The organism is Candidatus Micrarchaeia archaeon (genome assembly GCA_041653315.1).
In the GTDB taxonomy this organism is placed as follows: domain Archaea; phylum Micrarchaeota; class Micrarchaeia; order Anstonellales; family JAHKLY01; genus JAHKLY01.
Window position 1 is genome coordinate 1 of record JBAZFO010000044.1, and the last position, 8,686, is coordinate 8,686.

Genomic DNA, 8,686 nt, shown 5'->3' on the forward strand with positions numbered 1-8,686 from the left:
GCAACAGAAGGTATCTTTACCCAAATAAAAGAATCACCGCTTGCATTCCAAAGTTCTATTTCGTATTTTAACTCACCATCTTCACTTGAATTTGTAAATCTTATATCTTTTCCTGTCGTATTGGCTTTAGAATAATCAAAGTTTGATGTGGTTAATTTTACTAAAATAGGAAACTCTGTAAGTGTTTCATCAATTAAAGAAGAATTTATTGTGAAATTCATTTTATAATCCCAAGAACTATTCCACCAAGCATATTCTGGAAATGAAAATTCGCCCAATTGTAAGATATTGTCTATTGACTCATTTGGGGATTTTTTTCCATGAACCGTAAACTCAATGCATTCACCGGGCAATAAATTAAAGAATTTATTCTCGTTTTTAAATTCCTCAACTTTGTTTTTAGATTCTTTTATAATTTGTTTTGTTTTTTCTTCTTTTAAACTTTCTATGGTTTCGCCTGTTTGTTTATTTGTTTTTTTGATCATTTCAAAAGCTGATCCATCTTCTGTTCTATCTTTAATTTCATCTAAAATCTCTTCTCTTTTATTTTTTTCTTCTCTTATATCTCCGCTTTTTACTTTTAATTTTGATTTGTTTAAAGTTTCTTCTATGTTTTTTTCATCTATTTCAAAATTCTTTTTCTCTTCCCACAGTTCTTTCTCCTTCTTTTCTTCAATGTATTTTGAATACTCTAAGAAAGTTTCTCTCTCTTCTTCTTTTACTAAAGCAACCTCTATTGTATCAGAAAAATTAATGGTGCCTCCATTACAAACAATATATGTTGAATAACAATTAATTAAACATTGGTCTGTGTTTTCTAATAAAGTAACAAAAATATCGCTTTTTTGTATTTCTTGTGCTGTTTCGTTAATAGTTTCGTTTATCGTTTCATTAATAGTTACATTTATAGTTTCATTGATGATTTCGCCAATACTTTCTTCACATTCTCCTGTTATATTATCACAAAAATAATTTTCAGAGCAACCGCATGATTGACAGAATGAAATTAATGTAAGATTTCCTTCACAAAATAAAGGTAATGTGTTAGAGCAATTGCCTGCTATTGTTCCATCCCCACACATTTCAATGGTTTCGTTAATAATCTCATTGATTGTTTCGTTTTCAACTGGTTCTTCTATTAAATCCTTAAAACATTCTTGTGTTATTTCATCACAAGAATAATTTTCAGGACATCCACATTCATTACAATTATTAATAAGTTCTAAATCTTCAGAACAATATAATGGTAAATTAATTGAACAATTGTTTATTGCTATATTGTCAAAACACAATTCTGATTCTTCTATTGTTTCATTCATCTCTTCTGTTTCATTATTTTCTATTTCTAAAGTTAAAACTTCAATTGAAAATATGTCAGAAACATTTTCTTCTAAGTCAGAACAGGTTATTAAATAAGAAAAATTTCCTATAGTTAAGTCATGACATACAATTTCTCCTGTTTCATTATTTATATCCCATTCTGTTGAGTTGTCATAATAATACAATGTGTCATTGTCTGCATCAGAACAATTTATATCATAATATAAAGAGTCATTCTCATACAAAAAAAAATTATCAAAAGAATGTAAAAAAAAAGGAGGAGAATTAAGAATAACTGCCTCTTTTAAATAACTGTTATTGCCTAAGGTAACATTACATAAAACACTTCCTTTTGTAGTTTCATTTGAATATAAAATAGAAGAAAAGCTTTTAGAAGAATTTTCTTGAAAAGAATGAGAAAATTCTTCTGATTTTTCTAAATTATCTTGTAAAAACCACTCAAAAATAATGTTTACTTTTTCATTTTCTGTTCCATTTATTTGTGCTATACACACCAAATTATCTTTTGTTGTTGCAGTTTGTGGAGATAAATTAAGTAAAGGTATACTTAAAGAAATAATTATAGATATAATTATTAATAATAATATTAAAGTTATTTTAATTTTGCCTTTCATCAAAATAAAAAACACAGAAAAAATATATAAACCTTGGTTTTCCTGCTTTTTCATAATCGGTTATAAATATATTAATGGAGGACTAATTTTGCCCCATAAATTCATTTTTTGACCAAAAGGATAATATTTTTTTATGTCTGCGACCCGTATGAACGCAGATAATAAAGAAGTAGTGATTAGCAGAGAAAAGTATAATTCACTACTTTATCTCAAAAAGGAAAATGAAAGATTACAAAACAAATAATAAAGTTATTTAAACAAGATAAATTTTATTAAAAGAAAATGAAAAACTAAGAAAACAACTAAGAAAATTTATTAATGAAAATACTCTTTCTGGTGTATTTTCTTAGTACATACAACAATACCAATCAACAGTTGACATTGAGATTAAAGAAAATAAAAATAAAAAAAACAGATACTGAGAATAAACAAAAAAACAGATATAAGAAATAACAGACCGGATAAGATAGATGAAACAGTTAATCTAAAGATTAAGAAATGTCCTCACTGCAGTTTTAAACTTAATCAAAAAAATAAGACAAATAAAATAATAATTATCAGTTTAGAATTAAAAAACCTAATTAAAACAACAGAATATGATATTTATCATACTTATTGTCCTAAATATAAAAGAGAATTAAGATTCAGTGTCCCTAATTCTCTTCCATATTTTAAATATTCTTTAGATATTTTTCTTATGATATCAATATTATCAATCGCATTAAACCTTACTGATAGAAAAATATCAGAATTCTTTATTACTATATTTGGATTATCAATTTCTCCTACTACTGTGTGTAATATAAGATTAAAACTCAAAAATTATTTAGGAAATAAATATAATATTCTTGAAGACATTTCTTGAATATGAAAATGTGCCATACACAAATAATCAAAGTGAAAGATTACTGCGGCAGCCAGTAATTAAAAGAAAAATATCACAATAGTTTGAAAGTGATAAAAATATTGAAAGTTACTGCATACAGCTGTCTTTATACAAGACAACCAGAATGAATAATCTAGATTACAAAGATTATCTACATAATGTGGTTTCACAAAAACTAGTGGAAAGAATTTAAACTCTTATTATTAATAAATACTTACTTTAAAATACGTGTGTTTTTACAGAAATAAAAATGCCCATCTTCACCCCCAATTAAAAGATCAGGAATACCATTCTTATCCCAATCTACTACAGTGGGAGAAGTAGTATGTCCTGTCATTTTCACGTTTGATAATCCCCCTTTATTTTTTAATAGTACTATTCCCTTAATTGATCCCGTATTCTCAAGTAAGGATACATTCTCACTATTAACTAAGATATCAAAATCTCCATCATTATCCCAATCAGAGAAGCAAATTTTTCGTCTTCCACTTTTTCCATATTTATCTGCATTTAATCTAAGCAAACCATCTGAAGAATTAATTACTTCATGATTTATTCCAAATATGGAATTATCTATTCCATAAAATATTCTCTGCCCTGGCTTGAGTTTTAGCATGCCTCCTTCAAAATAACGTTCAAAATATGCAAGGTACCCTTCATAATCCAACATAATCAAATCTATTAATCCATCCCTATTCCAGTCTATTGCAAAGGGAGTAGTTCTCCACTGGGTAACTAACTGATTATTTTTAGGTTCCCACCAATTCCATTCTGGTTTAGGCACATCCTCCTTCCATTCTACAAATACGGGTTTAACTTTATTTAAAACTGGTGAATTCTTAGTGCCTATATTCTTATACCATTCAACTTTCCCAAAAATAGAATTAAAAATAATATCTTTTAATCCATCTCCATCCCAATCAGCAACAGATAATGTTGTATACCCCCATTTTTTTTCAGCTGGTCCTTGAATTGAACCATTATATCCAGCCATTATCCTAATCACTTTTCCATCTGCCCTAAGTAACTTTGGTTTATCCCATTTTGGGGGATTCCCCCCATCTAAATTTTCTATAAACCCAATATACCCCGCAGAAGTTCCACAAATAAGGTCTTCGTCACCATCCTCATCCCAATCAACACTAAATGGAGTAACAAGTGACCCAAACTTTAAATCATCTGCTTGTTGTTGGAAATACCTTGGCATTTTGAAACAAGGACCAGATACATTTATTTTACCTGTATTCTCTACAAAAGCTACTCTACCATCTTCATCACCCGTTATTAAATCTATATTACCATCGGCATTCCAATCAACCGCAACTGCTACAATCATTTGAGTATCTATAGTTATATCTCTCTTACCATTAGTAATATATTTTCCTGAAGCATATTTTGGTGCACTACGTGTCCCTATATTTTCAAACCATGTAAGTTTGTCAAAAAATTCCCCACAAATTATATCTAAGTCGCCGTCATTATCAAAATCTGCGAAATTGGGTGATGGTTGACCATACACATCAATATCCCTTCCTGCTGCCTGTAATTTAAACGGTTTTGAATATTTACCAGTACCCTCATTTTTAAGTAAATATATATAACCATGTAATTGTCCATTAATCCACCTCCCTTCCATATCAAAGGCATTATCCCACCCATAATCTGTCCAATCACCAATACCAATTATAATATCAAGATTGCCATCACCATCATAATCAACATATTTCCATCCATTTGCTCTAATCTTAGTAAGTTTTTGATCAAAAACAAGATTTGAATATAAAATAGTAGGTTGATTAAAAAGTGAATCAGTAAAGTTCAGAAATTCTATACCTGGAATAAGTACCCTCACAGAATTATTAACGTATGATATTTGAACGTTATCCATACCTTCTGCTACTTTAATTGGTGCTTTAAAAATTGGAAAATCACTATTTCCAGGATTCTCGAAAAACCATAATCCATTATATAATATAGAAGGGCTATTTACTAATAAATCCAAATCACCATCTCCATCATAATCTATAGGTAAAGGATATGCCCATAACCCCACACCCAAGTCAACAATTAATCCTGGATTATTAAATTTTACTCTTTCGTAGTTATGCTCTTTTCCCTCTTCAACATTAAGAATAGAAGCTTTTGGTAATAACTCCAAATTTTCAATTTCATCAGTAACACAAATATTATTAACTCCGTTTTTATCAATTTGTTTCCTTTCATCAATTAACTCTTTCTCAAAAAGTATATTTATTAAATTTGAAGAACTGCAACTTTTGCCATTTTCATTTATTTTATTATCCTTATTGTCTGCCATTATTTCAATTCTTTCATCTTTGTAAGAACTATGTTTTTGTGTATAAGATTTATAACTAATGGGGAGTATTCCTCCAAATACAATCATTCCAACTAACACCACCCTCTTAATAAATCTATTTGATATTTTTGGGCTATTGTCAAAGGATAATCTCCATTCTTCTGTTTTTCTTCTTTTTAATTTCATTCATCCCACCGTGTTAAATATTGTATTTTTTTGTATTTATAAATATATTGATGGGATTATAATATGTAATTATACTCAAATAGTCTAAGTATCCTCTCATAACTTGCCAAATTTGGTCTAAATAGACACAATTCAAATAAAAAAAAGTACATAAATTCATTTATTTTTAAATACTTACTTTAAGGTTTTTTTCCCTAATGCTTCATTTACTAATTTATCAGCGCGCTGTTGATATATGTCATCGCGCTTAACATGTTTGTATTCTACTTTTTTAAACTGCCCTTCTACCCATTTTAGTTGTTCATATAATTTTTTAATATTCGGCGCTTTAACTTGATACTCTTCAATAGCTTGTTTTTGAACTAATTCACTATCTAAATAACAAATAACATGTTCATTAGTATAATTAAGCGCTAATTCCAAACCTTTTATAAGAGCTTTATATTCAGCTTCATTATTTGTAGCTTTTCCTATTTTCTTTTTATAACTCTCTAATACATTCCTCTTAAAATCTTGAATAACTATACCAATACTTGCAGGACCTGGATTTCCTCGCGCACCGCCGTCTGTATTTAAAATAATTTTATCCATAATTTTTCCCCTATTTTTTGCAAGTCAATCCAATTATAATTGGTTTACTTAAAAATTCATCCCAAAAACCTTTTTCAAATTTTTCAATTCCTTCTTTAGAAATTTCCAAATTGTGCCATTCAATTTGTGTGAAACCTGCTTCTTGGAGAGCCCATTCATATATTTTTATACTCCAATAATAATTTACAAATTGTACTTCTTTACCTTCTTTATAAAAATGTATTAAAATTTCACTCCCTTCCATAACAGGTATAGTTGCTGTGCAAATTTCACCATATTTTTTAAGATTTGAATTTCCTTCAATATTTGGATTATTATTCATAGTAATAAATCTTCCTCCTTTTTTCAGATTTTTATAAATATTTTTACACATTGCCAAAAGCTCTTCTTTTGTCTTTGAATAATGTAAAAGCATTCCTGCAGTTACAATATCAAACTCTTCTAAAAAAGGCAATTCTATTACATCAGAAACAAAATAAGTTATTCCTAGAGGATGTAATTTTTCTTCTGCTTCTGCCAATTCTATCATTTCTTTTGAAATATCCATTCCAACAACTTTTGATGCACCCAATCTAGATATTTTTCTAGTATAATCTCCTTCACCACACCCCAAATCTAAAACAGTTTTATTCTTTATCTCACCCAATAATTTAAAAAAAGTTGGATCTATTGCAAATTCTCTCCTTATATTATTTACCCCAATTTCTGCATAAGTCTTTGCAATTTTATCATAAACTTCCATTTCATCACTAATTACAATATTAAATCATGCTAATTTATAAATCTTATTTATTTAATAAAAATGGTGACTAGTAATGAATAAGAAAAAAATGCTTTTAGATGTATGCTGCGCTCCGTGTGCATCAGGAGTAATAGAAGAACTTAAAGAAAAATTTGATTTAACTTTATACTTTCATAATGCTAATATTTATCCTAAAAAAGAATGGGAAAAAAGATTTGAAAGCACAGAAAAATTAGCTAAAGAATATAATATCCCCTTATTAACAGATATGAAAAGCTATAATAAAGCACATGCACAATGGAAAGGTGCAATTAAAGGATTTGAAGAGGAACCAGAAGGAGGAAAAAGATGTGAAAAATGTTTTGAATATAGATTAGAAAAAGTTTCGCATATTGCTAAAAATAAAAGATTTAATATTTTTGCTACTACTTTAACTATAAGTCCGCATAAAAATGCAAACTTAATAAATAATATAGGAAAACAAAAAGCACAAGAAAAAGGAATTGAGTTTTATGAAGCTGATTTTAAGAAAAATGATGGTTTTAAGAAAAGTATAGAAAAATCAAAAGAACTAAATTTATATAGACAAACTTATTGTGGTTGTGAATATTCAATAAAAAAATAAAAAATTAAGGTTTAATTTTTTGACTTGGTGTATTTGAAAATGGATTACCCATCGAATTAGAATCATCTTTCTTTGGAACTCGTATTGCATGATTTTTTTCATTTTCTACATCCTCAACTTTGTTTGATCTAGATGAACTACTACTAGATTCCTTAATAGGTCTCTCTCTTAAAGAACAAGATATCTCACAATATCCCCCACTTAAAGGATCTGGATCCGAATCATCACATATGAGATTTTCAAATGTATTTATCCCAGAAGTTAACCAATAAAATGATTCTTTAATATCTACATACGCTTCCTCACCATTATTGCAAGCTCTTGAATTTATTATTGTATTATTTATTGAATCACTTAATAATATACCTTGTTTTTCACAATTATCTGCAGTTATATTTTCAAAAATACTATTTTCGGATGATACTATTATAAAACCATTATATCTTGAAATATTATTCGCAACATTATTTCGTACAGTACAATTTACACATTGAATTTGCATACCAAAATATTCTGCATTATTAGCAGTATTATTCTCAATTAATATATTATTTACTGAAGGAGAAAGTATCAATGAATGCATCCAGTTATAATCTAAATTATTGTTAGTTACATTTGTATTTGAAATTATATTAACTAATCTAATTCCCTCCCAGCAGTATCTTACCGTATTATTATCAATTATATTATAATGGCTATCCCACATTACACTAATCCCATAATAAGAAGAAGCTGAAAAAGTACCTGTACCATTTAAGTAATTTTGAGATATTATATTATTTGAAGAATTTGTTAAAGTAATCCCTTCATTTGCAAACCAAATTGTATTATTAAAAATAAAACTACTTTCCGAATTTATTAAATTTATTCCATCTCTTTTATACAAAATATTATTACCTATTACATTACTAACAGCATCTTTTATTTGTATATTTGTACTGTAATTTGTTATTTCACAATTCAAAATACTTACATTATCAAAACCATTGTTATAAATTCCATAATAAAGACTACTGCTTGGTCCATTACCAATAATTTTAGCTCCATTACAATTTAATATAATATCTGAAGAATTGATATAAATTGCAGAAGCAATAAAACCAAAATCAAAACTTGGATTTATGTGATATTCATTTGAACAGAGAACAACATCATCGTTTATATAATAAGTATTATTTATTTTATTTATTCTCCCCCCAAATGTAGCTTCATTATTTAAATCAACACACTCAACACATCTTGAATCATACTCACTTACTACATATAACTCACATGAATTTATTGAACATGCACAATCTCCTAAACAATTGTTGTTTACATTTTCATATTCATAATAATCATTACCAACACATCCGCTTAGATGTGTACATTCAGTTGGTGCACA

Annotated in this window: 7 protein-coding genes; 2 read left to right on the forward strand and 5 right to left on the reverse strand. The window is 27.9% G+C overall.

What is annotated here, in order from left to right:
* The coding region (locus WC356_06820) for a hypothetical protein (protein ID MFA5382855.1) at positions 1 to 1,955 on the reverse strand (1,955 nt) is incomplete at its 3' end.
* A 697-nt stretch (positions 1,956 to 2,652) separates the two neighbouring features.
* On the opposite strand from WC356_06820, the gene WC356_06825 reads away from it, so the two are divergent.
* Positions 2,653 to 2,820 carry a hypothetical protein gene (locus WC356_06825; protein ID MFA5382856.1) on the forward strand — a complete coding sequence of 56 codons (168 nt, stop codon included), beginning with the start codon at positions 2,653 to 2,655 and terminating at the stop codon, positions 2,818 to 2,820.
* 235 nt (positions 2,821 to 3,055) lie between these two features.
* Here the strand turns inward: WC356_06825 and WC356_06830 are convergent, their stop codons facing one another.
* The 3 genes from WC356_06830 to WC356_06840 form a co-directional block, all read right to left on the reverse strand.
* A complete protein-coding gene (locus WC356_06830) occupies positions 3,056 to 5,344 on the reverse strand; it encodes a VCBS repeat-containing protein (protein ID MFA5382857.1) in 2,289 nt (762 codons plus the stop codon).
* Positions 5,345 to 5,518: 174 nt separating this feature from the next.
* Positions 5,519 to 5,935: a ribonuclease HI family protein gene (locus WC356_06835; protein ID MFA5382858.1), complete on the reverse strand. Its 417-nt coding sequence runs from the start codon at positions 5,933 to 5,935 to the stop codon at positions 5,519 to 5,521.
* A 10-nt stretch (positions 5,936 to 5,945) separates the two neighbouring features.
* Positions 5,946 to 6,677, reverse strand: a complete 732-nt coding sequence (locus WC356_06840; GenBank protein MFA5382859.1) for a class I SAM-dependent methyltransferase — start codon at positions 6,675 to 6,677, stop codon at positions 5,946 to 5,948.
* 73 nt (positions 6,678 to 6,750) lie between these two features.
* Here WC356_06840 and WC356_06845 point away from each other — a divergent pair, with 73 nt between their 5' ends.
* Positions 6,751 to 7,302 carry an epoxyqueuosine reductase QueH gene (locus tag WC356_06845; protein MFA5382860.1) on the forward strand — a complete coding sequence of 184 codons (552 nt, stop codon included), beginning with the start codon at positions 6,751 to 6,753 and terminating at the stop codon, positions 7,300 to 7,302.
* A gap of 4 nt (positions 7,303 to 7,306) precedes the next feature.
* Here WC356_06845 and WC356_06850 read toward each other — a convergent pair.
* A partial coding sequence (locus WC356_06850; protein MFA5382861.1) for a NosD domain-containing protein occupies positions 7,307 to 8,686 on the reverse strand: 1,380 nt, incomplete at its 5' end.

Excerpts from the sequence above, each read along its gene's own strand:
- WC356_06845 (MFA5382860.1), top strand. The coding sequence starts at position 6,751 with ATGAATAAGAAAAAAATGCTTTTAGATGTATGCTGCGCTCCGTGTGCA.
- WC356_06835 (MFA5382858.1), bottom strand. The coding sequence starts at position 5,935 with ATGGATAAAATTATTTTAAATACAGACGGCGGTGCGCGAGGAAATCCA.
- WC356_06825 (MFA5382856.1), top strand. The coding sequence starts at position 2,653 with ATGATATCAATATTATCAATCGCATTAAACCTTACTGATAGAAAAATA.
- WC356_06840 (MFA5382859.1), bottom strand. The coding sequence starts at position 6,677 with ATGGAAGTTTATGATAAAATTGCAAAGACTTATGCAGAAATTGGGGTA.
- WC356_06830 (MFA5382857.1), bottom strand. The coding sequence starts at position 5,344 with ATGAAATTAAAAAGAAGAAAAACAGAAGAATGGAGATTATCCTTTGAC.